General features: G+C 44.2%; 33 protein-coding genes and 1 pseudogene. 27 read left to right on the forward strand and 7 right to left on the reverse strand.

The window, feature by feature from the left end; all coding sequences use genetic code 11:
• Positions 1-161: 161 nt before the first annotated feature.
• The gene (locus AB1L08_RS06930; RefSeq protein ID WP_413063935.1) at positions 162-797 is read right to left on the reverse strand and encodes a YigZ family protein; all 636 of its coding nucleotides are present in this window, start codon (positions 795-797) and stop codon (positions 162-164) included.
• A 156-nt stretch (positions 798-953) separates the two neighbouring features.
• On the opposite strand from AB1L08_RS06930, the gene AB1L08_RS06935 reads away from it, so the two are divergent.
• The 16 genes and pseudogenes from AB1L08_RS06935 (at position 954) to AB1L08_RS07010 (ending at position 12,413) form a co-directional block, all read left to right on the forward strand.
• Positions 954-2,096 (forward strand): sensor histidine kinase, encoded by a 1,143-nt coding sequence (locus AB1L08_RS06935; RefSeq protein ID WP_413063936.1) that lies wholly within the window; start codon positions 954-956, stop codon positions 2,094-2,096.
• A 25-nt stretch (positions 2,097-2,121) separates the two neighbouring features.
• Positions 2,122-2,802: a response regulator gene (locus AB1L08_RS06940; protein WP_413063937.1), complete on the forward strand. Its 681-nt coding sequence runs from the start codon at positions 2,122-2,124 to the stop codon at positions 2,800-2,802.
• Between the two features lie 121 nt (positions 2,803-2,923).
• On the forward strand, positions 2,924-4,321 hold the full coding sequence (locus AB1L08_RS06945) for an ATP-dependent helicase ComFA (RefSeq protein ID WP_413063968.1): 1,398 nt from the start codon (positions 2,924-2,926) through the stop codon (positions 4,319-4,321).
• Positions 4,314-5,021, forward strand: coding sequence for a ComFC family protein (locus tag AB1L08_RS06950; protein ID WP_413063938.1), 708 nt, complete (start codon positions 4,314-4,316; stop codon positions 5,019-5,021). The genes AB1L08_RS06945 and AB1L08_RS06950 overlap by 8 nt, the downstream gene beginning before the upstream one ends.
• Positions 5,022-5,096: 75 nt before the next feature.
• Positions 5,097-5,360, forward strand: coding sequence for a flagellar biosynthesis anti-sigma factor FlgM (flgM, locus tag AB1L08_RS06955; RefSeq protein ID WP_413063939.1), 264 nt, complete (start codon positions 5,097-5,099; stop codon positions 5,358-5,360).
• Between the two features lie 13 nt (positions 5,361-5,373).
• Positions 5,374-5,853 (forward strand): flagellar protein FlgN, encoded by a 480-nt coding sequence (locus AB1L08_RS06960; protein ID WP_413063940.1) that lies wholly within the window; start codon positions 5,374-5,376, stop codon positions 5,851-5,853.
• A 17-nt stretch (positions 5,854-5,870) separates the two neighbouring features.
• Positions 5,871-7,301: a flagellar hook-associated protein FlgK gene (gene flgK, locus AB1L08_RS06965; protein WP_413063941.1), complete on the forward strand. Its 1,431-nt coding sequence runs from the start codon at positions 5,871-5,873 to the stop codon at positions 7,299-7,301.
• 13 nt (positions 7,302-7,314) lie between these two features.
• Positions 7,315-8,166, forward strand: coding sequence for a flagellar hook-associated protein FlgL (flgL, locus tag AB1L08_RS06970; RefSeq protein ID WP_413063942.1), 852 nt, complete (start codon positions 7,315-7,317; stop codon positions 8,164-8,166).
• Positions 8,167-8,213: 47 nt separating this feature from the next.
• Positions 8,214-8,801 carry a DUF6470 family protein gene (locus AB1L08_RS06975; RefSeq protein ID WP_413063943.1) on the forward strand — a complete coding sequence of 196 codons (588 nt, stop codon included), beginning with the start codon at positions 8,214-8,216 and terminating at the stop codon, positions 8,799-8,801.
• On the forward strand, positions 8,798-9,232 hold the full coding sequence (gene fliW / locus AB1L08_RS06980; RefSeq protein ID WP_413063944.1) for a flagellar assembly protein FliW: 435 nt from the start codon (positions 8,798-8,800) through the stop codon (positions 9,230-9,232). The genes AB1L08_RS06975 and fliW overlap by 4 nt, the downstream gene beginning before the upstream one ends.
• 4 nt (positions 9,233-9,236) lie before the next feature.
• The gene (gene csrA / locus AB1L08_RS06985) at positions 9,237-9,473 is read left to right on the forward strand and encodes a carbon storage regulator CsrA (protein ID WP_413063945.1); all 237 of its coding nucleotides are present in this window, start codon (positions 9,237-9,239) and stop codon (positions 9,471-9,473) included.
• A gap of 129 nt (positions 9,474-9,602) precedes the next feature.
• Positions 9,603-10,391 carry a flagellin N-terminal helical domain-containing protein gene (locus AB1L08_RS06990; RefSeq protein ID WP_413063946.1) on the forward strand — a complete coding sequence of 263 codons (789 nt, stop codon included), beginning with the start codon at positions 9,603-9,605 and terminating at the stop codon, positions 10,389-10,391.
• 344 nt (positions 10,392-10,735) lie between these two features.
• Positions 10,736-10,849 (forward strand): annotated as a pseudogene (locus tag AB1L08_RS06995) (flagellin); the annotation flags it as partial.
• Between the two features lie 667 nt (positions 10,850-11,516).
• A complete protein-coding gene (locus AB1L08_RS07000; RefSeq protein ID WP_413063947.1) occupies positions 11,517-11,930 on the forward strand; it encodes a hypothetical protein in 414 nt (137 codons plus the stop codon).
• A 47-nt stretch (positions 11,931-11,977) separates the two neighbouring features.
• Positions 11,978-12,202, forward strand: coding sequence for a hypothetical protein (locus tag AB1L08_RS07005; protein ID WP_413063948.1), 225 nt, complete (start codon positions 11,978-11,980; stop codon positions 12,200-12,202).
• A 4-nt stretch (positions 12,203-12,206) separates the two neighbouring features.
• Positions 12,207-12,413: an HNH endonuclease gene (locus AB1L08_RS07010; protein ID WP_413063969.1), complete on the forward strand. Its 207-nt coding sequence runs from the start codon at positions 12,207-12,209 to the stop codon at positions 12,411-12,413.
• A 297-nt stretch (positions 12,414-12,710) separates the two neighbouring features.
• On the opposite strand, the gene AB1L08_RS07020 is transcribed toward AB1L08_RS07010, so the two are convergent.
• The 3 genes from AB1L08_RS07020 to AB1L08_RS07030 all read right to left on the reverse strand — a co-directional run bounded on the left by AB1L08_RS07020 (position 12,711) and on the right by AB1L08_RS07030 (position 14,335).
• A complete protein-coding gene (locus tag AB1L08_RS07020) occupies positions 12,711-13,259 on the reverse strand; it encodes a hypothetical protein (RefSeq protein ID WP_413063949.1) in 549 nt (182 codons plus the stop codon).
• Complete coding sequence (locus tag AB1L08_RS07025) at positions 13,256-13,780, reverse strand: hypothetical protein (RefSeq protein ID WP_413063950.1); 525 nt, start codon at positions 13,778-13,780, stop codon at positions 13,256-13,258. Before AB1L08_RS07025 ends, AB1L08_RS07020 begins: the two co-directional genes overlap by 4 nt.
• Before the next feature lie 81 nt (positions 13,781-13,861).
• Positions 13,862-14,335 carry a helix-turn-helix domain-containing protein gene (locus tag AB1L08_RS07030; protein WP_413063951.1) on the reverse strand — a complete coding sequence of 158 codons (474 nt, stop codon included), beginning with the start codon at positions 14,333-14,335 and terminating at the stop codon, positions 13,862-13,864.
• Positions 14,336-14,549: 214 nt separating this feature from the next.
• Here AB1L08_RS07030 and AB1L08_RS07035 point away from each other — a divergent pair, with 214 nt between their 5' ends.
• Both AB1L08_RS07035 and AB1L08_RS07040 read left to right on the forward strand, forming a co-directional pair.
• On the forward strand, positions 14,550-14,774 hold the full coding sequence (locus AB1L08_RS07035) for a hypothetical protein (RefSeq protein ID WP_413063952.1): 225 nt from the start codon (positions 14,550-14,552) through the stop codon (positions 14,772-14,774).
• Positions 14,764-15,108, forward strand: a complete 345-nt coding sequence (locus tag AB1L08_RS07040; protein WP_413063953.1) for a type II toxin-antitoxin system PemK/MazF family toxin — start codon at positions 14,764-14,766, stop codon at positions 15,106-15,108. The genes AB1L08_RS07035 and AB1L08_RS07040 overlap by 11 nt, the downstream gene beginning before the upstream one ends.
• A 662-nt stretch (positions 15,109-15,770) precedes the next feature.
• Here AB1L08_RS07040 and AB1L08_RS07045 read toward each other — a convergent pair.
• A complete protein-coding gene (locus AB1L08_RS07045) occupies positions 15,771-16,736 on the reverse strand; it encodes an Rpn family recombination-promoting nuclease/putative transposase (protein ID WP_413063954.1) in 966 nt (321 codons plus the stop codon).
• Positions 16,737-16,923: 187 nt separating this feature from the next.
• Here AB1L08_RS07045 and AB1L08_RS07050 point away from each other — a divergent pair, with 187 nt between their 5' ends.
• From AB1L08_RS07050 to AB1L08_RS07065, 4 genes are all read left to right on the forward strand, one after another.
• Positions 16,924-17,016, forward strand: a complete 93-nt coding sequence (locus AB1L08_RS07050; protein WP_413063955.1) for an IS1096 element passenger TnpR family protein — start codon at positions 16,924-16,926, stop codon at positions 17,014-17,016.
• Between the two features lie 24 nt (positions 17,017-17,040).
• Positions 17,041-17,181, forward strand: coding sequence for a hypothetical protein (locus AB1L08_RS07055; protein WP_413063956.1), 141 nt, complete (start codon positions 17,041-17,043; stop codon positions 17,179-17,181).
• A 14-nt stretch (positions 17,182-17,195) separates the two neighbouring features.
• A complete protein-coding gene (locus tag AB1L08_RS07060; protein ID WP_413063970.1) occupies positions 17,196-17,387 on the forward strand; it encodes an IS1096 element passenger TnpR family protein in 192 nt (63 codons plus the stop codon).
• A 142-nt stretch (positions 17,388-17,529) separates the two neighbouring features.
• Entirely contained in the window at positions 17,530-19,101 is a 1,572-nt protein-coding gene (locus AB1L08_RS07065; protein ID WP_413063957.1) for a plasmid pRiA4b ORF-3 family protein, read from the forward strand.
• Positions 19,102-19,494: 393 nt separating this feature from the next.
• Here the strand turns inward: AB1L08_RS07065 and AB1L08_RS07070 are convergent, their stop codons facing one another.
• Both AB1L08_RS07070 and AB1L08_RS07075 read right to left on the reverse strand, forming a co-directional pair.
• Positions 19,495-20,103: a Dph6-related ATP pyrophosphatase gene (locus AB1L08_RS07070; RefSeq protein WP_413063958.1), complete on the reverse strand. Its 609-nt coding sequence runs from the start codon at positions 20,101-20,103 to the stop codon at positions 19,495-19,497.
• On the reverse strand, positions 20,100-20,402 hold the full coding sequence (locus AB1L08_RS07075; RefSeq protein WP_413063959.1) for a hypothetical protein: 303 nt from the start codon (positions 20,400-20,402) through the stop codon (positions 20,100-20,102). Before AB1L08_RS07075 ends, AB1L08_RS07070 begins: the two co-directional genes overlap by 4 nt.
• A gap of 187 nt (positions 20,403-20,589) precedes the next feature.
• On the opposite strand from AB1L08_RS07075, the gene flaG reads away from it, so the two are divergent.
• The 5 genes from flaG to hpf all read left to right on the forward strand — a co-directional run bounded on the left by flaG (position 20,590) and on the right by hpf (position 24,428).
• Positions 20,590-20,973, forward strand: a complete 384-nt coding sequence (flaG, locus tag AB1L08_RS07080; RefSeq protein ID WP_413063960.1) for a flagellar protein FlaG — start codon at positions 20,590-20,592, stop codon at positions 20,971-20,973.
• 15 nt (positions 20,974-20,988) lie between these two features.
• Positions 20,989-22,977, forward strand: coding sequence for a flagellar filament capping protein FliD (gene fliD / locus AB1L08_RS07085; RefSeq protein ID WP_413063961.1), 1,989 nt, complete (start codon positions 20,989-20,991; stop codon positions 22,975-22,977).
• 28 nt (positions 22,978-23,005) lie between these two features.
• Positions 23,006-23,413 carry a flagellar export chaperone FliS gene (gene fliS / locus AB1L08_RS07090; RefSeq protein WP_413063962.1) on the forward strand — a complete coding sequence of 136 codons (408 nt, stop codon included), beginning with the start codon at positions 23,006-23,008 and terminating at the stop codon, positions 23,411-23,413.
• Positions 23,410-23,760 (forward strand): flagellar protein FliT, encoded by a 351-nt coding sequence (gene fliT, locus AB1L08_RS07095; protein WP_413063963.1) that lies wholly within the window; start codon positions 23,410-23,412, stop codon positions 23,758-23,760. Before fliS ends, fliT begins: the two co-directional genes overlap by 4 nt.
• A 110-nt stretch (positions 23,761-23,870) precedes the next feature.
• Complete coding sequence (hpf, locus tag AB1L08_RS07100) at positions 23,871-24,428, forward strand: ribosome hibernation-promoting factor, HPF/YfiA family (protein WP_413063964.1); 558 nt, start codon at positions 23,871-23,873, stop codon at positions 24,426-24,428.
• Positions 24,429-24,906 lie beyond the last annotated feature (478 nt).

Here is a 24,906-nt window from a genome sequence, read left to right on the forward strand (position 1 = left end):
ATTGAAAATGGAAGAACGGAAAAATTTTCCCTAACCGCTGAACCGGCACCGCCTCAAACATAACGTAAGTAAATGGGTGGGATGAAGCAGAGCTGCGATTGGTTCAACCAATAATCGGGACGCGCAGATCGGAGTCCGCTTTATCCGAAAGACTAAAAAACTCAGTTTACATCGATTTCCAAATATACCCTGGGCCCGTATGAAATATCGGCCTGGCCATTAGTAAGTTCAGTAATCAGGTCGGAAAACTGTCCGGTTTTTTCACTTTCCACGTACACTTCGATCTTAACCACGTCGGAATAACGGATGTCTTTCACCTGAAATTTTTGGTTTCTGAGCTCGTTTTCCAGCTTGCCAAGCCACGTATAATCAATGGAGATTTCCACGATATTCATCAATCTCCGCTCGACGGCCCCGACGGCGTCGATTCCTTCCGAAGCCGCCCGGCCGTAAGCCCGGATAAGCCCTCCCGACCCCAATTTAATGCCGCCAAAATACCTTGTTACAACGACAACGGTATCTTTTAACCCGCGCTTTTTTAAAACTTCCAGCATCGGTACCCCGGCAGTTCCGCCCGGCTCGCCATCATCATTTGCCTTTTGGATTTGGTCGTTGTCCCCGATCAAATAGGCCGAACAATTATGCGTGGCATTCCAATGCTCTTTTTTAATGGATTGAATAAAAGCCTGCGCTTTTTCCTCTGTTTCCGCTCTGTTTACATGGGCAATAAACCTGGATTTGTGAATAATAATTTCATGTGATCCGGCTGTTTTGACTGTTAAATAATGTGTAAGCATCAGTACGTTCCTCCCAAATGCTTTTTTTTTCCCAAATGACATGTTGTGTTTAATGAAATTATACATGATATAATGACTATGGAGAATGGGACAAGTATAAATAATCCCATTTTTTGCCAGTAAACCAATTCGAAAGGGGGAGCCTTCAAGCGTATTATGGCACTGAAAAAGGTAAACCCGAAAGCGCTGGACAAAATCGTAGAGCAGATGATTGAGTCGGTCGACAGAAGCAAAGATGAAATATTTCAAATCGGTGAGCAATGCCGCCGCGATCATGATCACATCATAAAAGAGCTTCAGGAAATAAAAGAAGAGGTAAAAGAAGTCATCGAATCCGGGGATGCACTGGAAATCAAGGCCAAGCTGGCCAGGAGGCGCCTATCCGATGTAAGCAAAAATTTCAAAGAGTTTTCTGAAGAGCAGGTTCGCGAAGCTTATGAGCATGCCCATGAATTACAGACGAAATTGACAATCAACCGCCAACTCGAAAAACAGCTCAGGATGCGAAGGGATGATTTGGAGAGAAGGCTCGTTACTTTGCAGGAGACGATTAACCGTGCAGAAAAGCTCGTTTCCCAAATAACCATCGTATCCAATTACCTTGTAAGTGATATAAAGGAAATGGGAGAAGCGTTGGAGGATGCAAAGCTGAAGCAGGAATTTGGCCTTAGGATCATCGAAGCACAGGAAGAAGAACGGAAGCGCCTGTCGCGGGAAATGCATGACGGGCCCGCACAGCTTCTGGCAAACGTTCTTATCCGCTCGGATTTGGCTGAGAAAATGCATAAGGAGCAGGGGCCGGAACAGTCGCTCCAAGAAATTCGCAGTTTAAAAGAAATGATTCGGACCGCACTCTATGAGGTACGCCGCATCATTTACGATTTGAGGCCGATGGCACTTGATGACCTTGGATTAATTCCGACGCTGAAGAAATATTTAATGACAGTGGAAGATTATCATAAAGGAACAAATATTGAATTTTTGTACATGGGAGAAGATATCAGACTGCCGCAAAAATATGAGGTGGCTCTGTTTCGGCTCATCCAGGAATCGGTACATAATGCGCTGAAACATGCAAAAGCTGAAACAATCCAAGTAAAAGTGGAGCTGCAGAAAAGCAAAGTGTTTGTCATTATAAAAGATAACGGTGTCGGCTTTGACGTATCCGAGAAAAAAAAGGGAAGGTTTGGCATGATCGGAATGAAAGAAAGGGTCGACATTTTGGATGGAACGCTTTCGGTTCACTCCAAGCAGGGTGCCGGAACAATCATTTCTATTAAAATACCATTGCCCTTATAGTTACCATGAAAAAGGAGGAAAGACGATGCAAACAAGAATTGCCATTATTGATGACCACGAATTATTCCGGGAAGGTGTTAAGAGAATTTTAGAATTCGAGAAAACTTTTTCGGTTGTGGCAGAAGGAGAAGACGGCTGTGAAGCGGTGGAAATTGTTGAGGAATATTCACCGGATGTCGTATTGTTGGATATAAACATGAAAAACACCAATGGCATCGAAGCGACAAAACAATTGGTGGAGGCCTATCCTGACGCCAAAGCAATCATCCTTTCCATTCATGATGAAGAGGCGTACGTCACCCACGCCCTGAAGACGGGAGCGGTCGGATATATGCTGAAAGAAATGGATTCCGATGAACTCATTGAAGCGGTTAAGGTCGTAGCAGGCGGAGGATGTTACATTCATCCGAAAGTTACCCACAAGCTGATCAGGGAATACAGGCGGCTGGCCAACGAGCAAAATAGAGGGACAGGATATCAGCAGCCTGAAGTGAGAGTTCCGCTTCATCTGTTGACGAGCCGCGAATGTGAGGTATTGCAGCTTTTGGCCGACGGGAAAAGCAACCGCAGCATTGGCGAAACTTTATTTATCAGCGAAAAAACGGTTAAAAACCATGTCAGCAACATTTTGCAAAAAATGAATGTAAATGACCGTACCCAGGCGGTGATTACGGCCATCAAAAACGGATGGGTCGAAGTTCGCTAAGCAGTGAATAACGGTCTGAAAATTGATGAACGGGTTTAAAATACTTCTAAAGAACGGGTCGAAATATCATATGAATTTCGGCCCGCTCTGCAAATGAGGTGATTATTTGAACGGATTAAAGATGGAAACCCCATCACGCACCCCGATTTTTTCCTCTTCTTTACAATCCTTCTTATCTGGACGTTCTCTGCTTAAAACAGAAATGCCTTTTTCCGATCAAATGATGAAAACACATTTGGATGGCGGGTATATGGAAGCCGGACCCGGAATCTTCCGTAGTAAAAACCGGTGGCGCTGCTTACGCTGCAACAATGATACACAGCGCCTTTTTGCAAGCTTCCCGTGCGCAGTCTGCAAGAAGACATGTGTATATTGCCGGAATTGCATCATGATGGGCAGGGTTGCCACATGCACCCCCCTTTACCGCTGGACAGGTCCGGAACCCGGGTGGAAGGATACAGTTTCTCTCGAGTGGGACGGGCATTTGTCCGCCGGGCAAAAAGCCGCATCGGAAGCTGTTCAAGACGCCGTAACCAATGGTGAAGATCTGTTGATATGGGCGGTGTGCGGGGCCGGAAAGACCGAGGTGCTTTTTGGCGGCATCGAACTGGCGTTAAAGTGCGGCAAAAGGACGTGCATCGCCACCCCAAGGACAGATGTCGTCCTGGAGCTGGTCCCGCGCCTGCAGAAAGTGTTTCCTTCGATAACCGTTGCCGCCTTATACGGCGGGAGCGAAGACCGCGATGTATTTTCTCCTTTGACCATATCCACTACCCACCAGCTTATGCGCTTTGAAGACGCCTTTGATGTCGTCATCGTCGATGAGGTGGATGCTTTCCCTTACTCCTTTGATCGAAGTTTGCAGTGGGCCGTTGAAAAATCGGCAAAGAAACATGCCGCCCGCATTTACTTGACCGCAACGCCGAGCAAACATTGGCAGGACGAATGCCGGTACGGGAAAAGAAACTATATCAAAATTCCTGCCCGCTTTCACCGCAAGCCTCTTCCGGTTCCCCAATTTGCTTGGTGCGGAAATTGGCGCAAGTCTCTAGAAAAAGGAAAACTCCCCCGCGGCGTTTCCGGGTGGACCCAAAAACGGGTCGCTGCCGGAAAACAGGCACTCATTTTTCTTCCCCATATTCAACTCATGGAAAAGTCCCTGCCCTTATTTCAACAGCTTCATCCGGCCATACAGGCCGTTCATGCGGAAGATTCGTCCAGAAAAGAAAAAGTGAAAGCGATGAGGAAAGGGGAGATCCCGATTCTTTTAACGACAACCATTTTGGAAAGAGGCGTCACTTTTCCAAATATCGATGTGGCCATTGTCGGTGCGGAAGATGATATTTTTACGGAGGCTGCACTCGTCCAAATTGCCGGGCGCGTTGGCAGAAGCCCTGAGTATCCCGGTGGTGCTGTCACTTTTTTTCATCACGGAAGAACGAAAGCGATGATCCGGGCCCTTGTTCATATTGCCGGCATGAATAATGAGGCCCGAAAGGCAGGATTGATCGATGAATAGCCAGTGTCTTTATTGTGATCATTTTATTCAAGCGGAGATGACGTGGACGAAGCTGTTTTTTTCATCACGGGAGAAAAGGCTGTGCGGAAATTGCAGCGGAAAGCTGGAGCACATTCATGGAGATGTTTGTACGGCTTGTTCGCGGCCGCTTGCATTGTTGGACCCGAAATATATTCACGGAACCGTTTGCCACGACTGTTTTCGGTGGGAAGAAGATCCGGAGTGGTGCGGAGTATTGGGAAGCAACGTTTCCGTTTATCAATACAACGATTTTTTAAAAGAGTTGCTGGCCCGCTTTAAATACCGCGGGGATTATGCGCTGGCGAAAGTGTTTGCGGAAGATGTGCGGACTGCTTTATCCAAGCTTGTGTTTGATTTGCTTGTCCCGATTCCATTAAGTCCGGAGCGGCTGCTGGAAAGAGGCTTTAACCAGGCGAAAGCACTCGCGGAAGAGGCGGGGTTCCAATCGGCAGAGGTGTTGCAGCGAATTCATGGGGAAAAGCAATCGAAAAAATCAAGGAATGAAAGAATCCATTTGCCGCAAGTGTTTGCTGTAAAGAGGGGAGCGGATGTTTCCGGAAAAAAAATTGTGTTGATGGATGATATTTATACGACCGGGTCGACGCTCCGGCATGCCGGACGCGTATTAAAAAAAGCCGGAGCCAAAAGCGTGAAAGCTTTTACATTGGCACGCGGATAATTTTTGCAGCGGGCTAAACAAACCATGCATGTATCCGATATAATAGGTACGAATGCTGAAAAGGAGGAAGGTTTTTTGGTAAAAATAAATCCTTTCAACCGGCCGGAGTTGAATCCGTATCAGCAGCAGCCGAAAAAAGCGGGGCAGGAGCTGCGGAAAAATGCAGCGGATCAAGTGGAAATTTCGGCGACTGCCAAAGAACTTCAAAAAACATCCAACATGGAAGCCGAACGAAAAGCCCGCGTTGAACAGTTGAAAATGCAGGTGCAAAACGGTGATTACAACATTCATCCGAAAGCGGTTGCCCAAGGCATCGCCGAGTTTTTTGCGAAGAAATAAGCGGAGGGCTGCCATGAAAACCTTAATGAATATATTGGAGAAGCTATATGCATTCCATGAAATTATGCTCGATTTGGCCCAAAAGAAAACGGAGGTTTTGAAGAAGGGCGATGTCGACGGCTTGCAAAACATTTTGCGGGAGGAACAGAAATACGCTTCCGCCATTACCGTGGCAGAAGAGGAACGGGAAAAGGCGGCGCGCAGCTTTTTGAATGTGGACGGAGATGCGGATGTGACAATGTCTGCCTGCATTGAGGCGTTAAGTGCAGATGAGGGAGCGCCGCTGCGGTCCCTGCAGGAAAACATGTTAAAAATCATTGCGAAACTGCAAGCGCAAAACGAGCTGAACAAACAGTTGATTCAGCAAACGCTTCAATACGTCCACCTTACGTTGGATTTGCTGCAGCCGCAGCCCGAGTCGGCGATATACGAAAGGCCGGACGGAAAAAAACAGCCGAAAAAGGCGCAATCCTTTTTTGATTCAAAAGCTTGATATCGGAGGAACTGAACATGAATTCTACTTTCCACGGGTTGGAAACGGCAAAAAGGGCGCTGTTTGCCCAGCAAAACGGGTTGTATACGACCGGAAACAATATTGCCAATGCGAACACGTTGGGCTATACACGCCAAAGGGTGAATTTTGCGGCGACCGAAGGCTGGCCGCCGGCGTCGATGAACAGATCCCAATTTGCCGGGCAATTGGGCACGGGTGTTTCGGCGGAATCGATCCATCGGGTACGCGAATTTTATTTGGATGTCCAGTATCGCGCCGAAAATGCGAAAGTTGGCTATTACGCGTCGAATGCAAGTGCCATGGCCAAGCTTGAGGATATATTGAATGAAACCGGGAAAGATCCGGTCGGACTTGCAAGGGTACTGAACGATTTTCGGGATTCGTGGCAGGAATTGAGCACGAATCCGGAAAACGACGGTGTGCGGGAAGTCGTGATTCAGAGGGGGCATGCCGTTGCCGATACGTTTCAACATCTGTATAACACGATTCAATTTTATCGGCAGGACTTGGGTAAGCAAGTGGATGGCGACGTGGATAAAATAAATTCTCTGCTAAGAGGGATCGATGATTTGAATCGCCAGATCGCCCAAATGGAGCCCCATGGTTATTTGCCGAACAATTTGTATGATGAGCGCGACCGCCTTGTGGACGAGTTATCCGGCTACATGGCGATTGAAGTTGAAAAAATCCCGGGTGAATCAAACGGAAATGCAAAAGCAATTGCAGAAGGCATTTATGTAATACGTGTGAATGGCATTGAAATTGTCAACAAGGACCGTTATTTGGAACTCCAGGTTGATCGGCAGGACGGTTACGTGGCGAATGTTTCGTTTGGCGGCGTGCCGGTTGAATTTGAAGACCTTCCGTTGGGAAAAATGAAAAGCCTCATTGAAAACTATGGATACGATGACGGGAAAGGGACGTATCCGGAGCTGCTGGCAAAGCTGGACAGCCTTGCCGATGAGTTTGCGGCCAATGTCAATGGAGCCCATGCCAAAGGTTTCAAAAAAGACGGACAGCAGGGTGGCAATCTATTTATTGAAGGCGCGGGAGCGGCAGGAATAAAGATGCTGGATCAGATCGAGCCGGATGACTTGGCTCCTTCATTAACAATAGACGGGAGCGGAGACGGAAAGAATGCCAGAAATGTGGCTGAATCTATTCAAGGGGTTATGAGTGAATACGAAAGGATGATTGGCAGAATCGGAGTAGAGGCACAGTTTGCCAACCAGCAGAGGAAAAGCGCTGCAACGTTAAAGACTGCTGTCGAGGAAAACCGCTTATCCGTTGGCACGGTATCTCTCGATGAAGAAATGATGGACATGATCAAGTTTCAACACGCATACAATGCTGCCGCCCGGACCATTACAGTGATCGATGAAATGCTTGATAAAATTGTTAACGGCATGGGCGTTGGCGGAAGATAGGAGGTAAGGGAACATGCGCGTGACTCAATCGATGCTGGGCCACAATTCGCTCAAGCATTTAAGCAATTCTTATGAACGGCTCGGCAAATTGCACGACCAGCTGAATACCGGAAAGAAAATTACCCGCCCTTCGGATGACCCGATTGTTGCGATGCGGGGCATTACGTTACGGGCGAATGTCGCCGAGATGAAGCAATTTAAACGAAATTTTGCCGAAGCACATAATTGGATCGACAATACGGATGCCGCCCTCGATCAGGCGACAGAGGCCATGCACCGGATTCACGAACTTGCGAAGCGGGTGGCAAACGGAACGACGGAGGAAGGCGGAAAAAAAGCCACTGCTGAAGAAATAAAGGAAATCAAAGAACAGTTGATCAACATCGCCAATACGAAAGTGGGAGATAAGTATATTTTCAGCGGGACGGCGACGGACCAGCCGGCGTATGGCGGCCAAATCAATACCGAGGCTGTAGAAATCGAGCTCGGAAAAGGGATTAAAATTCCGGTCAATGTCACGACGGAAAAAGTGTTTTCCGATGACTTTTTTGCCAAAATTGATCGACTCATCGAAGATATCGAAACGGACGGCGACTTGCAGCAGCATATCGGCCAAATGGAAGGGCTGATCAACGATTTGGTTACGGAGCGAACTTCCCTGGGCGCAAAGGCCAACCGGGTTGAGCTCATGGAACAGCGGGTCGAAATGCAGGAGATTATGGCCAAACAGCTCATGTCCGACAACGAAGATGCTGAATACGAAGAAGTGATCACACAAATGGTGATGGAAGAAAGCCTTCTGCGCGCTTCGCTCAGTTTGAGCGCGCGGGTGATCCAGCCGACGTTGATGGATTTTCTGAGATAAAAAGCTATTCTTATGATAGCTTTTTTGCAATGACAGGGGGAATGAACATGAAGCTGCCGCAAATTCGCCTGGAATCCGAAATGGGGCGAATCGCTGTCTATATGACACAAGGGAAGCACTCCATGCATCACGTCCAGCCGCAGCTGGAGATCGAGCAGCCGCCGGCTGAACTTGAGATCGAACGTACGCCGGCTAAATTGACGATTGACCAGACGAAGGCCTGGGAAGACATGAATTTAAAGCATGTGTTTCGGCTGATTGAGGATCATACCGCCCGCGCCCAGGAGGAGTACCGGAAAGGGGTTGCCAGACGGGTCGATGAGGGGGAAGAAATGCTGAAGATTGAACATCAAAAAGGGAATCCGTTTGCCCAGATTGCGGCGCGGAATATCGCCAGGCCCGAAGGAACCTCGAATATCACATTCATCCCATCTTTTAACAGCGTAAAAATGAGCTATGAAAAAGCAAAGCTCGATTATCACTGGAAAGTGCATCAGCCGCGGTTTGAAGCGAAATACGAAGCCCCGGTCATTGAGTATGACCCCGGGGAAGTGACGGTGGAACTCGTTCAAAAACCGTCGTTGAAAATTGATTTTGTCAACTTGCCGGAAGGCGTACGGGAGCGTGAACAATGAACATTGAAACGAAATACCACGGCATTGTGGAAGTGAGTAAGGAAGAAATCCTTCATTTTGCAGCAGGGATCCCGGGTTTTCCGGAGGAAAAGAAGTTTGTCATATTGCCGCTGGAGGACACCGGGTTTGCCGTGATGCAGTCGGCTGCTACGCCCGAAATCGCCTTTGTTGTTGCAGAACCATTTACATTTTTCCCGGAATACGATTTCAAGCTGGATGAGCAGGTTATTGAGCAGCTTGAACTGGGATCTGCCGAGGACGTTCGTGTTTGCACCATCTTGACCGTCCGGGAACCGTTTGAGAAAACAACCGCCAATTTGCAGGCGCCGGTCATCATTAACACGAAAAACCGGAAAGCGAAGCAAGTCATTTTAAACGAGAGCGGCTATCAAACGCGCCATCCGCTTTTCGGGCAGAAAGTGAAGGGGTGACGTCATGCTGATTTTGACGAGAAAAAAAGGGGAAACGATCCAAATCGGACCCGACATTGAAATCACCGTCACCGCCATCCAGGGCGACCAGATCAAACTCGGCATCACCGCGCCGAAACATGTCGAAATCCACCGCAAAGAAGTCTGGCTCGACATCCAAACCGAAAACACAAAAGCATCCGAAGGCGTCACCAACCTCACAAGTCTGCTAAAAAACGTAAAAAAATCGCAAAACGATTAAACATTTCGGCAATCATCCGATATAAAAAATGAAGCGAAAAACCCGGGCGGCCGACCGAAACCTTCGCTTTAAAAATTAAAAAACGTTCACACGGACGTGAACGAAAAACATTCAAGGAGGAAAAGGAACATGAGAATCAACCACAACATCATGGCGCTCAACACGCACCGCCAATTGACGCAGGGCACAAACATTGCCGGCAAAAACATGGAAAGATTGTCTTCCGGACTTCGCATCAACCGTGCAGCAGACGATGCGGCTGGACTCTCCATTTCTGAAAAAATGAGAGGGCAAATTCGCGGTTTGGATATGGCTACTAAAAATGCCCAAGATGGAATTTCTTTAATCCAAACTGCCGAAGGAGCATTAAACGAAACGCATGCTATCCTGCAGCGTATGCGAGAGCTTGTTGTGCAAGCAGGTAATGGTACAAACGAGCCAGAGGATTTAAATGCTATTCAAACAGAAATTAACGCGCTTGTTGAGGAGCTTGGTGGAACATTTAAACCTGGTGATCCCGATGCAAATCCGGATCCTGTACCACCATCCGGAAGTAAAGGAATTTCGGACCGTACCGAGTTCAATGGTAAGGCGTTATTGGATGGCAGTTTAAATATTAAGTTTCAGATTGGTGCAAATGCCACCCAACAGGTTACCCTTACAATAGGTAACATGAGTGCGAATGGTTTAGGCGTAGACACAATTGATGTTAAAGCTTTTGAAACGCCCGCCACGGACTTTGACACTCAACTTGGATGGATTGATAGTGCTATAAATACTGTTTCAGATGAGCGTTCTAAGCTAGGTGCGCTTCAAAATCGTTTGGAACATACAATTAACAATTTAAGTAATGCTTCTGAAAACCTAACTGCTGCAGAATCACGCATCCGTGACGTTGATTATACCGAAGCCGCTTAAGCGGTGAGAGGTACAGTCGTCCTGGCTGGTAACGGCCAGTGATTATGAGCGGGTGAATTGCTGGAAAACCCTTAGAGCTTTCTTCCCCACAACGGAGCCGGAAACGGCAGACGTGATGGGTTGAAAAGAGGAAAGATTGGGCAATCAGCAGCCAAGCTCCTGTGAGGAAACTCTGGAGAAGGTTCAACGACTAGGATAGACCGTCTAAGGCGCAAGCTATGATGATGAAATCCGTAGGAAAGATAAGCATGAGTCCCTTATCAATCCGAAGTGCCCGACCCCTACCGGCTTTGCCGGAGGGTGAAGATATAGTCTGGTCATTTGTGAAAGCAAATGTTCGCACGATGGCGAAAGAAATGATGGAGTTCACGAAGAACAACATCTTGACTCAAGCATCTCAAGCAATGTTGGCTCAATCCAATCAGATGCCGCAGGGAGTTTTGCAACTCTTACGGTAATGATTGGAAGGGCGTCTTATTCGGTAACGGATAAGAGGATCACTGGGTGAATTGCTGGAACCTCCTAAAGCTTTCCTTGCCACAACGGAGCCGGAAACGGCAAACGTGAAGGCTTGAAAAAAGGAAAGATGCGACAATGGACAATCAGCAGCCAAGCTCCTGTGGGGAAACCCTGGAGAAGGTTCAACGACTAGGATACACCATCTAAGGCGCAAGCTATGATGATGAAATCCGTAGGGCAGCCAAAAGCTGTTCGAAGTGCCCAGCCCCTTGAAACAAGGGTGAAGATATAGTCTATTCTATGGCCGAAAGGCATAGCGGCGAAGCAAGCCAACCAATATCCGCAGGGAGTATTGCAGCTTCTGCGTTAATATTACAAAAAGTGGTCTTCCCTTACAGAAGGCCACTTTTTCTTAAATCTTTTGTTTTATGAACAACAGACCAATAGGATTAATTAAGCTGTTCTGTAATTTGTTGATAGTTTTATTTTGCTTGTTCAAAGGATAAAACAATATTTTAAGTTATTCGGTAGACCTTAAATAGTACGATCAATTTCTTAACTAGACAGTTATGGAGTCAAACCACGATGAAAGTATTAATTAAAAAGAAAAAATTATCATGTTTTTGGACAATTTAATTAAATCAAATAGTAGAGGGGAAGGGTAAAGTGAAGTTCTTTCGGGGTGTAGGGGGAATACTTAATTCTGTTGGCGAAGGGTTAGCAAAAAGTGCTGTAAATTTAACAAGTTCATTGGTAGCTAAAAAGTTTCCCAAGACCGGAGAGTATATGAAAGATGTGGGAAATAGTGTCATAAAGTCTTCCCAGAAAGTCATACATAATACATCTCATTTTGCAGACGGATCAGCAAGGGCTATTTATGGAGCTGTGACAAAAGAGGAAGCCCATCTGAAAGAAGGATTGAAAGATGTAAAAGTTTCTGTATCAAATACGGCGAAAGGCATTGGAAATGGGTTTGTATATACAGGAAAAAGTGTCGGTGAAACTATTCAGGGTGTGTTGAACAATGACAAAAGTCAGGCTGTTGAAGGATTAAAAAATTCGGCAAGGTTGGTGCCGTGACCGCTTTCGGAGTTGGCGCGTTTGATATTTTAACAGAGGGCGACAGTGTGGAAGCTGAAGAAATAGAGAGCCGAAACGCTCACCTGGATGGAACTACCCACCCGATAACGGGAGTTGAATTTGAGAGTAAAACAATTATTTTGGATGATGGTTCGGTAGATACAGGCGTTTTTCCGATATTTGAATCGAAGTTTGATGCTATACTTCCGGAGGAAACATATAGAATGTCAGATACTGTGCATATAGGTATAGCCAATATGCAATTAATATGAGGCAATTCAAGAAAACCCGGCTTTGGCGGATGAATTCGGCTTTACAGCAGAAGACGTTGATAATCTTAAATCATCAGTAACTCCTGAAGGTTATGACTGGCATCATAATGAGCAACCCGGAAAAATGCAGCTCGTCGATGAACAAACCCATGCAGCCACTGGTCATACCGGCGGACGTCAGCTTTGGGGCGGTGGAACTGATAATCGCTAGTCTAAGTTTTAGCAGTTTTCGAAAAAAAGCCTCAAAAGGTAATGCTCCCCATAAAATAGTGCTTTAATAATGCTATTGTTTGGCCGGTTTGGGTTCGGTATTGATTGCTTTTGGCTCCTGACAGAACTGACACCTATTAACTTAAACCGGTCAATTTTGCTTTAATCCGTTTGTATTGTAACGAATGTATTTGCTCCATCTTTTGTTTCAGTTCGTGACAAGTCAATAATGCCTCGCCGTTATATATTTTCTGTTTCATAATGCTAAAGAAATTCTATTAGCGGAATTATTTTATGCTCAGGATTCGGATAGAAGCTTTATATTTTCTACAAGACTTTTGCACACGATAAAAACTAAGGAATGATCATAAGACCTCTTGCCAAATTTTGGTGTCCAATAACGCCCATGTGCAAGCCAGTTTCTATAGTTAAGTAAGCTTTTATAATCATCAATTAATGATTTTATTTGGGGATACTGTAATTTCCAGTTTTCAAGAATATCTTGGTCAAGGGATGCGCGTGCCGATTTCTCGCGGTATATTGATCTGAATATCCTGCTTAGATTGTCTTTCTTTCGATTATAAATCCTTTTCAAATAATCCATTCTTAATGCTGCTTCTGTAGATGAGAGCATTTCCAGGCACACTAACTTTTCAAGCTCTTCTAAATGCTGATTAAACCATTCGTCTAGCTCATTGGGAGTAAAGCCGATAAATTGATCAGCGACTATTCTCCCTTTTTTAATGGATTGTTTATAATGAGTTAATGCTTGACGGGTATCATTGAAGAAGAGATAGATCTGATCCAATTCCCTGGTTTCTCCGGAAAAGGTGATCCTTTTGTTCATTTAGATAAGACTCCCAGTAAAGCATTTGAAAAGGAATCTTTGTTCAGGTTGATATATTCGATGTTTGGGGGCGGTGTTGCAATTTTCCACTTTAATTCCGGGTCTGGTTGGGTGTTGACTTTATTTGAAACCGTCTCTTTGATTAAATAGTATGGCCTTTGCAACTCCTTGTTTACTAAAAGAAATTTTACAGTTCCATTTTCTCCAATCATATCCATTCTGCCTTTGGCCCCTATAATAATTCTTCCAACGGGTTGAATCACTACTTTTTGATCCGGAAATTGAACGATCATTTTTTTTGTATCGTAATCTCCAATAATTTCTTCGTTCAATTGTATTTCTTCAAAACTAAATGATAAAAGGTCTTTTTCCTGAAGGGGCTTCAGGAATGCTTGAATTTCTTCATAAAACTCATTAATCCGACTAATCCAAAGCTGTTTTTCTTTCTGCCAATCAATATTGGCCTGTTCTTTCATTTTCTTTTTTCTTTTTAAAAGATCTTCCAGATTTTCTGATGCCATACATAACTCTCCTTTTTTTTCTTTGAATGTGGAGCCTCGCTCAAGTGGTAACTTTATCATTATACGGTAAACCATTTGCCTTTAAGTATTAAAAGATTCAATCATCATTTTTGCCATTTTTATTGACTTGTTTTTGTTGATTTCTTTCTCTTTCAGATACTTGAAAAATTCAGGTCTTGTTACAAATTGTTCAACAGGGATAAGCCACTGGCCACTGTTTTCCAGCCTTTGTTTTGCAAAGATCTTTCCTTCCGTGCAATATCTACGGACCATCTGCGGTGTTACACCTAGCATTTGGGCCACTTCTGACACCGGCATGAATTCGGGAAGCTCCGGTTGAAACAGGTCCTTCAGAAGGTATTCTGCCTCAAGTTTTTCTTCTTCATTAAGCTCCATGTAAAGCATTTCCTTTTCCTTTTCGATTTCAATGGATTGATGAATCATCTGAACGTAACGTTTTACATTGTCGCTGATGGCCTTTTCGTTCATTTTCCCAATTGCATCCGTCATGTTTTTAAACAGAGAGCCGGTTTGTTTTGCCAATTTCTTTTTCACTCCTTTCACATCCGATTGTACAGTATTGTTAAGGGAAATAGAAGAAAATAAAGAAACAAACGAAACTTAATATCAGATTCCCCTCTCTGGGGAAGAATATTCTTAACATTTGTAATGTATAACATGATTCTTATATTGTAGTGCATTACATGATTCCCTTATAATGAAAATGATTAAATTGGGCATATTTATAAACTTTTTGGAGGGATGTAAAGTGGCTAAGGCCAGCAAAGACGATATTTTAAACGAGATGGACAGGCTGATTGATTCTTTATCTCGTGAAAAAAAACATACCCATGCGGAAAATCTGCGGAAAATTAGAAAAGACCTTACACAATTATTTTCCGAAATAGATGATGAGGTGTATTATCAATTGGTAAATGAGTCATTGCGTGAGGATTGGGAGAATGAGAAGGATGACGCGTATAATGAATTATGAGCAACGTGACATTATATTAGTGCCTTTTCCATTTTCTGATCAAAGGGCATATAAAAAGAGGCCGGCGGTAATCATAAGCAACAATAAACATCATGACCGATACGGAAAATATGTTTGTCTCGCAATCACCAGTCAGGAAAAGAAACCAGACCAAAACCGGTATGAATATAAACTAAGAAATCCACTGGATGCAGGTCTAATATATGGAGATCAATGGGTTCTTCCGAATAAAATTTTTACTATTGAAGATAAATTCATTCAGAGGAAATTGGGTTCCATGAAAGCGATTGACTTTGATCAAGTTGTATCTTTATTTTACGAAATTTTCATATAGTAATTTGTTCATCCAGGTGCTCGCTTATCTTTTGTTAATCAGATTGAAAGCCAGAGTGAGGAGCAGATGATCATATTATTTGGCGAGGCATCAAAGAAGGTTTTCAAACAACCTCTCATCAGGGTTTCCGGTCTGCAGGAAGCAAACCACAATGACATTTACAAAAAAACTGAAACCGAACAATCCTGCAAAAGGCGGTATAATCGGAAAAAGGGCATTAGTGACCAAACAATAATAGAAAACCATCAGTGCCGGGATTTATAGGCACTTTTACCGAAACTTCAGATTGACAGAAAGCCGCTCTTTTATTACACTCCGAGATTATTCTTAATTTCCAGATGTTTAGCCAGACAGATGGACCAGCAAGAGCCTTCTGGAGTGGAACAAAATGAACAATACCCTGCCCATGACGGGCAAGCAACCGCTCAGGCTGGACGTCTGGACAGCTCAGGAAGACAGTAAGACTCTGGAAAAAGGTAAAAGATGAGTGGATTCATCTGCTGAGATCATAGCTGTTGGCCAAAAATTAGAGGCTTTTACAAAAAAGCGCTTTTTGGACAAATTAGGGCGATAGGTAAACATACCAACGCATCCGATCGTAGCTGTTGCTGCTGTGTCCAAAAATATGCAAAATGGAATGAACATATATGAAAAACTAGGAGTTATTCCCTCACCTCCTTCTGGATCTCCAGTACCCTTTCTTTCGGGAGATCGGTTATTTCAGCCACGGTCTTTACATCTGTTTTATTAGCCAGAAGGCGGCGGGCTATCTCTTCACTTCTTTCTTTTCTTCCTTTTTCCAACCCTTTTTTCCAACCTCTCTCTTGTGCTTCCTGTTCACGCAATTCCGCTTCACGAATAGCCGCTTCCTCATCGAGCACTTTTTTTAGCCGGGCTTGGTATGCCAAGATTTCTTCCTGGGTGCCGCTCAGCTCTTCCCAGCTTTGAAAGGCAGTACGCAATGTTTCATCTTTCAAGGCAATCTCCTCCAATTCTTTAAAGATATCATCATATATTTTCCCTTTTCGGTGGTCAACAATCCCCAGCAATAACAGCCATCTGGCAAGCACGTCGTCCCATGGATTAAGTTTTTCTTTTTTCCATTCGCTAATCAATTTAGTCATTTCAATGAAATGGAATTCCATGATATCCGTCAACTTAAACTTTTCTTCATCTTCGTATAAATGAAAAATTGTATGAAAACGGTCCGTTTTTTTAAATAAGCCAAAATTTAAAATGTTAATGGCAATAACCGGATTTAATTCCTTATAACCCATGGCTGGTTTCATCGGAGAACGGTAGATACCGGCCCAATAATATATGGAGCGATTAATCATCTCATATGGATTTGTAAACTGAATTTCTACATTTATCCACTCATTGGCATTGGTAACAACTAGTAAATCCAGCCTCGATTGTTTATCCCCGTCATATTCTCCGCCTGCTTCCGTGTTCGTAAACAAGATGTCCTTGATGGGTTCGCGCCCGGTTTTTTGCAATATGGCATTAAGAAATACAACCGTAATTTCTTTGTTCTTTTCACTGCCGAAAAGTTGTTTAAAAGCATAGTCTACCTTTAAATCCATCAGCCGTTCGAGCGGTAACCGTTTCAGCACTTTCGAATCCATGCCAGCCATCACCCCGTTATCTGATAATTCCATTGTATCATTTATTACGTCGGAAATTGATGTTTTAAAAGGTTTTTATTCAGTTTTTTTGTTGGCGCAATACATTGCAAAACCCCCCTCTAACTCCTTCGCTTTTTTCCATTCTATAATTACACTTATATAAAAAAGGACGGCAGGGGTGAAAGAAGTGACATTGAAAGATGTGTCGGGGCCTGTTTGGAGAAGGCTGCAGGTTAACGGGGACATGACATTTTATGAATTTCACTTGGCCTTGCAATAGTCTTACGACTGGGATGATTACCATTTGCATTCCTTTTCTATCAAAAAATGCAATGGGAAAAGAATGGATGCGGTTGAAATCGGATCGATGGAAGACGAGTTCTTCGTTTTCTTTGGCGAGCAATACGATGAAGAGGAGGAGAACTATCGGACTGGTTTGTCGTAGAAAAGGACAGGGCTATTTATACGTATGATTTTGGCGACAACTGGGAACATGACATTGTGCTGGAAAAATTCTGCCGCCCGAGGAAGGCGTGTTATATCCCCGTTGCATTACAGCTGTCCGAAGAGGTAAAACGATTGCCGATGATCAGTGAAATGAAGGGATTAATGGAAGAAATGACGGGAATAGGCCCATTTCTAAAAAAATGATAAATGTACCGCAAGCTGCCCCCCGTATAGGGTGTATCAAGTATCAACACTCTCTTTCACAAAAGTCGCTCGGAAATAAATCATTCGCATTTGCCATTCCGTTATTTTAAACTGGTAGAAACAATCATGAGGGGTGAAGCAAATGATTTTACAGTTTAAGGTTTCGTTAATGGGCATGAAACCGCCCGTATGGAGAAGGCTGCAAGTTGACGGTGATATGACATTTTATGAATTTCACAAGGTTCTTCAGGCTGCCTTTGAGTGGTTTGACTATCATCTGCACACTTTTATGATGAAAAAATCCTCCGGAGATCGATTGGATCGTATAGAAATAGGATCGGAGGAAAACGATTCGTGGGGCTTCAATATGAACGATCTTTATGATGAATGCGGGGAAAAGCTTTCTGACTGGTTTGTGGTGGAAAAGGACAGGGCTATTTATACATACGATTTTGGTGATGATTGGGAACATGAAATAGTGCTGGAAAAAGTTCTTCCTCCCGAGGACCGGGTTTTATATCCCCGTTGTGTCAAGGCAGTAAGGCATGCTCCTGAAGAAGACAGCAGGGGAGAGCTTCTGGAAGAAGGATTTGAGCCGGAAGAAGTGGACCCAAAAGAGTTGACGGAAGAGATTAATGAAGCATTGTCCTCGTTGGCCAAGCCTGTTAAAGAAAGTCCGGATCATCAAGAAGGTCCCGATGTAAGGGAGTTATTCAAAAAAGCAAAAACATTTAATGCATTAAAGCCGTGGGAAAAATTTGACGATGATGACATTTTTGTTGTCGTGGATCCCTTGACAGGCGAAAAAATGTTTTGCTGCATACTGGGTGCCCTGCAAGAGGAATTTGGCATGGCGGTTTATATCGGTGATGAGGGTTATCAAATTTTAATGAAAATATTAAGGGATGAAATCGATGACGAATTTGAAATCGTGGAAAATCAAAGAAGCATCCTTTTATCATTTGAAAACAGGGAAGAACTCCATCATAAAGATTATCAATTGATCAAAGCCAATGGCATGTCTTTCAGAGGAAAAAAACAGTGGCCGCAATTCAGAAGTTTTAAACCGGGATACTATCCTTGGATGATTGATCAGGAGGAAGCCCGGCTTTTGAAGGTTGCCATTGAACAGGCGATAGAGGTTGTGAAGGCAGCGGAAAAAGGCCTTCCTATTCCTAATATGTTGGAAGAAGGTAAAGTATTGGCAAGGGCGGCAATGAAAACGGAAGGAAATTTTGTGTGGCACACGGAAATCATTCCTGTCGATCAATTGGAAATGAACAAGCCAAACGACGGAAAGCAGCCGCTTTTTGTTCCGGAAATCGAGATAAAGCGTTTGTTGAAGTATAAAAAATACAATGCCCCTATTGAAATCGATTTTTTTAGAATGGATATGCCCATACAGTCCAGACCTTCGGAAAGGCCCTATTTTCCAATGATGGCAGCCGCTCTTGATAAACGCAACGGGCTGGTAATCTTTTACGATATATTGGAAGGGCAGCCGGGAACTGATGATTATCAGCATACTTTCATAAAAATGATAAAGGCAATTGAAAAAAACCCAAGGGAAATTTGGGTGAAAACGTATCCTCGCCAAATGCTTGAACCGCTTCTTGATAAATTGGGAATCAAGGCGGTTGAGGTAAAACGTTTGCCGCAAATGAGTGAAATGAAGGAACTTATGACAGAAATGATGGGAAAAGGACCCTTCTAAAAAAGAGGGCTTGCAATGCCGTACTGAGTAAAATGATTGAATGGCATGATGGCAAGTTATTAACATGCACGATTCCCGGTATCTGCGAAAAACAGGCGGGGGGAACGATCCGCGCCTGTTTTAACCGGTCATCTATTTGACTTTTTTGTTCCCAAGTTTTTAAGTTGGTTCATAATCTTATTTCGTGATTTCTCGTTTCTCAAGAGATAAGCGGCTCCGAGGGCTAAAGTGGAGAACAGCGTTTTGTTTTTACTCAATGGATGTCACTCTCCTGTTATGGGATTTGTTTCTTTTACTTTTCCTACTTGCCGGAGAGTCAAACTAGAAAGTTTTGGGGTTTTTTTTGTGAAGATAATATGGGAATGTTCAATCTGTTACATTCGCAACTTTTGCTTACCGCAATACCCTCTCCTTGAACAACGGCCCGTCAACAACAAAAGTGTGGTACTCGCCGGCTTCCCCCATTGGGCAGACTCCCGTTTTTTTGCTGATTTCTTCAATGAAACTTTTGTCGAGCATGCGGCCGGTCCAATCCTGCGGCAAAACATCTTCCCTTACTTTAATCACTTCGGCCTCATAGCCAAGCCTGACAAATTTTTTTAGTGCATCCAGCATCAAGGATTTGTCCATCCACAAAGGATATCGCGCCTCAAGCCCGGCGGCGGCTGCCAATTTTTCGCCCCATTCCCGGTGGCCGTTCAGGTACATGTCGCCAAAGGCAATGGCGTCCAATTCATATTTCGCTTTCAGTTCAAGCAACTTTTGTAAAAAATCTTCAGTATATGTATCGTAGGAACAATGGATAAAATCGATGGGGACACCGAGAGCTTCCGCTTGGGCTTCCAGTTTATTCGTATCTTCATCATGGGCAAATGTCCTTCCCGTTTCCCGGGGTATTGTCGTTACAAGACATGCAACCTTTTTATTTGCTTCCATCAGTTTGTGCAAAGCCATGCAGCTATCCTTTCCGCCGCTCCAAGACAAGGCAATTCTCTCGCTCATGTTTCACTCCTCCTTGCTGCCATTATACTAAAAACAGCTTCTGCAAAGTGAATTTCCTGGGAAATGAATGGATAAATTGTCGAAACCGGACACGTGTTCATGTCCGGTACTTTGAAATGGTATTTACCAAAAAATGGAAAGAAAGGATAGCCGAAGCCAAAGCCGAATGGGCCAAAAAATGGGCCGAATCCATACGGTCTGAAGAAGGGCCTTCCGAACCAAAGTCTTTCGTCTCGCTGCGGATACGCTCCATAATAACCATAGTGGCCAGGTCCATCCGGTTGATAGTAATGATTCACCTGGGATCCTCCTCTTTTAAGATTTTAATTTGTTCACCCCATCATATGCATCCGCTACAAGAAAAGGCATCTATAAATGGGTCAAGAAACCAAAATAGGCATTTCTCACGGAAGTGGGAGATCTCTTTGGGGAGGGAGGTTAAATATTTGAAATTCATGCCGATATAGTCTATAAGGAAGCATTTTTTTGCCGAAGGAGAGAAGGACGATGGTTGGATCGGTTGTAGGAAGGCCTGCAGCAGATGAAATGATTGTTGCCATTTCCCGCCAAAGGGTTGCTGTGGAGCCTTTTCATGAGCCCAGGCAAAGAGGAGAACATTCTTCCGAAACTTCCGAGATCGAATCAAAAGCCCGGCTGGAAAAAGCAGTGTCTTATGCAAATGATCTGTTGCAGCGGTCAGCGCAAACGTACTTGAAATTTGAGCTTCATGAACAGCTTAATCAATTTTACGTAAAAGTCCTCAATCAGGAAACCGATGAAGTACTGAGAGAAATCCCCCCAAAAAAACTGCTGGATATATTTGCGGCCATGGCAAGTTCTTTGGGGCTTATCGTAGACAAGAAATTGTGAAGGAAGTGTTTCAAAATGAGAATCGGCGGTTTGGCAAGCGGCATGGACATCGACTCGATTGTGAAAGACATGATGAAAGTAAATCGGATGCCGCTTGACAAGTTAAAGCAGAAAAAACAAATTTTAGAATGGCAGCGTGATGATTTTCGCGCGATCAATACTTTGTTGCTTGGCTTTCGCAACCAGTTATCCCAGCTCAAATTGTCGGGGAATTATCGGGCAAGAATGACATCAGCATCTGATGAAGCAAAAGTGGCGGCAACCGTGGCGAGCGGAGCGGCGCAGGCGTCCTATTCCATCGAGAGTGTCAGTCAATTGGCAAAGGCAGCATATAGAGTCGGCAACAAGATAACGGCTGCCGGAGAAAAAATAGATCCAACACAAAATTTATGGGGCCAGTCCCAAACTGTTCTTCCGGATTTGAAATGGAGCCGGGGTGTCGTTGAAACGAAGACCATAAGTGCAGGCGATGGAAGCGGGCCGATTGATTTGCAACTGAATGGCGCTTCCGTCCTCAATAATGAGATGAGCGTGAAAGTAAACGGAAAAGTGTATGAAGTGGTAACGACAGGTGTTCCCGGAGAAGGTCAGGTTTTATATGATGCCGGTGCAGGAACGCTTTCATTTGGCGAAGTCTTGCCAAAAGGCAGTACGGTAAGGGTTGAATATGCCATTGCCGAAAAAACGGTCTCCCAGACGGCAGATACCGAACAAATCAATTGGAGGTTGGGAAAAGGATCCATTGCAGAGTTGACGGTGACCATTGATGGAACGGCTTACACAATGGATCCGGATTCCGTTGATAATGCCGGATTTGCCAGCTTGGGAAGTATCGGAAAAGTCAATACATTGACGGGTGAAATCCTGTTTAATGACCCGCTAGAGGAAGGAACCGAAATAACGGCGACATTCAAACAGCATTATTCAAATTTTTCGATCGGTTCCCATCAATCAAAAGGAAAGATTGAAGAACGAATATTTTTTGCCGGAAATGAATCATTAAATAATGTCATCCGAAAGGTAAATGATTCGTCTGCCGGGGTGACGATGTTTTACGATTCATTTAAGGACCAGGTAACATTAACAAGAAAAGAAACCGGGGATTTCAACAATGGAGAAGACGGGATCATCTTATCCGGCTCATTTCTCATGGATGTATTAAAGTTCTCGGGCACCGCGGAATCACGCGGGCAAAATGCAATGTTTACTATCAACGGCCTGACAACAGAGCGACAATCCAACACATTTGAAATGAACGGGGTCACCTTTACTCTAAAACAGACCTTTACGGATCCTGTTTCCGTTACAGTTTCAAATGATTCGAATGCCGTGTTCGAAACGATTAAAGAGTTTGTGAATCAATATAATGAGCTGATTGCGGAAATTCAAAAAAAGTTAAACGAAGAGCGGCATCGAAATTACCAGCCATTAACCGATGAAGACCGGGAGCAGCTTACGGAAAAGCAGCAGGAAAAATGGGAAGAAATGGCCAAAAGCGGTCTGTTGAAGGGCGATCCGATTCTTTCGGGCGCTCTTTCCCAAATGCGCCTTGACATGTTCAGCTCCGTCGAAACAAATGGTATTTTTAAACAATTGGCAGCGATTGGCATTACAACAACATCCAATTATCGGGATGGCGGAAAGCTTGAAATTAACGACGCAAAATTAAAGGAGGCGCTGGAGCGGGATCCGGAAGCCGTGGAAAACTTGTTCCGGGGCTCGGGGACGTCGGATGCCGACAGGGGGATTGTCCATAAATTATATGACACGGTCAACCAGACAATCACAAAAATCCAGGAAAAAGCCGGGAGGGCAACATCAACGAACCAACAATTTGCACTAGGCAAGCAACTGATCACGGTCGACCAAAATATCGACAGATTTGAAAAGCGTCTAAAAATGGTAGAAAATAGATTATGGAAGCAATTTACCGCAATGGAGAAAGCCATTCAGCGGGCCAACGACCAGGCGCTTTACCTGATGCAGCAATTTGGCGGAATGTGATGAATCATGAAGAATGGAGAGAGATGACATGGCAAGCAGGAATCCGTATGAGACGTATCAAACGAATTCTGTCACGACGGCTTCTCCCGGGGAGCTGACGTTAATGTTGTATAACGGCTGCCTGAAATTTATCGGCCTTGCGAAAAAAGCGATCATGGAAAAACAGATTGAGGAGCGGAACAAAAATATTCAAAAAGCACAAAACATCATCGCTGAACTGATGGCGACGTTAAATATGGACATCGGCCTGGCAAAAGAGATGATGTCCTTGTACGAATATGCAAACAGGCGCTTGCTTGAAGCAAATATTCATCAAGATTTGGATTTATTAAATGAAGCGGAAGCTATCATGACGGAGTTTCGCGACGCCTGGAAAGAGGCGCTTCAAATCAACAGACGGCAGCAGCACGCCTCGCCCAATGGGAGCATGCCATGAGTGCGGTCCGGGAATGCCTGCGTCTTACGGAGGAATTGTTGGTGATTCTCCGCGATTCTGATACAATGGAACGTGAACACTTGACGAGTAAAATTGAAGAGACGCTGCACAGGCGTGAGAATCTGCTTCAGCATATTCAACCCCCTTTTTCCAGCGAAGACAAACTGTCCGGAAGAAAGCTTTTGGAGCTCAATAAAGAATTGTCATTTTTATTGGAGAGAATCCATAATCATATTTTACGGGAATTGAATGGGCTGGAATTGAAAAAAGCTTCTGCATCGCGTTATGCCGATCCGTATCGGTCTGCGAGCCGGCTTGACGGGGCTTTTTATGACAAACGGCTATAATCATTCTCCCCTTTACTCATAAATTCGACAAATTTTTTGCCGCCGTGAGGCAGGAATAAAGGGTATCATATAGAAGTATATACACATAGCCTTTTAAAGGAGGAGTTTATATGCTAAAGTATCAGATTCGTGGAGAAAACATCCAGGTTACTGAGGCGATCCGTGACCACGTAGAGAAAAAAGTAAGCAAGCTAGAACGATATTTTATTGAAACTCCTGATGCAAATGTACATGTTAATTTAAAAGTAAACCCTGATAAAAAATCCAGAGTTGAAATAACCATTCCCCTTCCTCAATTGGTATTAAGGGCTGAAGAAGTAAATGATGACATGTATGCAGCCATCGATTTAATCGTTGACAAGCTCGAACGCCAAATCCGGAAACATAAAACGAAAGTAAATCGCAAGTTTCGGGAAAAAGGCAATATTGAGCAGCTATTTGCAACCGGCGTCAACGGCGCCTCTTCAGAACAAGCGGAAGAAGATGATGAGTTAAAAATTGTTCGGACAAAACGTTTTGACTTAAAACCGATGGACAGCGAAGAAGCGGTTCTGCAAATGAACATGCTCGGGCACAATTTTTTCATCTTTACGGATGCCGAAACGAACGGAACGAATATTGTTTACCGACGTAAGGACGGAAAATACGGTTTGATTGAAACGAACTGATGTAAAAAAAGCGAGCACGCGCCTTTTCGGCCGCGTGCTTTTTTGTCAGTAAATAAAGCATCATTTGCTAAGAAAATTTTTCTTCAAAAGCAGCTTTCCTGTGTCTGCCTTCGACGCACAGGATGTGCCAGTGCAGGCGAAGCGGCAGGACAAGGAAAGCTTCGACAGCACCGTCATCGCACGAAGAAAAAGCGTAAACTTTTTCGAGGACTGCTGCCTGAGACTGCTTTCCTCGCCGTGTTTCCTTGATCTCGTCAGAGGCATTCCAGTCTGTACGCCGATGAGCAAGGCGTCTAATAGTTGAGCAGCTTTGCTCTCACTGTTAATGAAATACAAACATTCTCCACGGGTGAAGCGGATGATACATGGTCAAACCCCGCGATTTCCATCATGTTTGCCCTCAGCTTTGAGGAGTAAAAATTCTTCGAGATAATTCACTTATTTTACCCCCCCAAATTTTGATAAATATGGGATAATT

Source organism: Siminovitchia jepli, from assembly GCF_047228825.1.
Taxonomy (GTDB): domain Bacteria; phylum Bacillota; class Bacilli; order Bacillales; family Bacillaceae_C; genus Siminovitchia.